Here is a 756-nt window from a genome sequence, read left to right as displayed (position 1 = left end):
CTTCATCCTGAGGCTCCCCTGATTCGTCGGACGGCGCCCCGTCGGCGCCGCATGAGAGCGAGCTTCCGGTCTCCTTGGCAATCCTAGGGTTGCGGACCCTCCGCTCGTCGTTCGCCGACTGACGCACAGACATCGCTCACCCCTTCGGAGCGAACGAGCCCAGAGCCGACCGATACTGCGCGCTGTCGCCGCGCACCTCATCGGTGACCAACAGCGCGTGAGGGCCGATCTGTCGCACGTGCAACTCGCGGCACGGGATGGTCACGACCTTCAGGAGGCCGCGACGCCAGGCATCCACGAGCGCCTCGACGTCTCGATGCTCGGGACTCTCGGCGAGCGTCGTCGGTCGTGTCTCGACGTGAGAATCGAAGCCGCGGCGCTCCCAGTCCCGATATGCCTCATCGTCGAAGACATCGCCGCCGAACTCGTCTCGCCATGCCGGCCCGACGAGCTCGCGCAGAAGGCGCTCCCGCTCCGTGGAGCTCAGGTCTGAGCTGAACACCGCATCGAGCAACCCTCGGTCGGGTTCGACGGCGGCGTGAGCGAGCACGTCCTCCCAGATCCGCGACCAGGCTGCCGACCATCGGTCGCGGGTGACGGCATCCACCGGGTTCGCCGCAGCCGCGGGCGTCTCGATCAGCCTCGGCGGCAGCGTCTCGCCGACAGGACGCAGATCGTGCGCCTCTCGAATCCAGAGCAACTCGAGCAGGAGCTGTGGCCTGTCCTCCACGGTGATGGACATGTCGTGCGGCCAGG

General features: G+C 67.7%; 1 protein-coding gene. It reads right to left on the bottom strand.

Annotation, left to right across the window (positions count from 1 at the left end):
- Positions 1–136: 136 nt before the first annotated feature.
- On the bottom strand, positions 137–756 hold a 620-nt coding region (locus ACESK8_RS17850; protein ID WP_372969832.1), incomplete at its 5' end, for a hypothetical protein.

Source organism: Microbacterium sp., from assembly GCF_041641055.1.
Lineage (GTDB): Bacteria > Actinomycetota > Actinomycetes > Actinomycetales > Microbacteriaceae > Microbacterium.
Note: the sequence above shows the minus strand (reverse complement) of the source record. Positions and strands in the feature narration are given on the sequence as shown.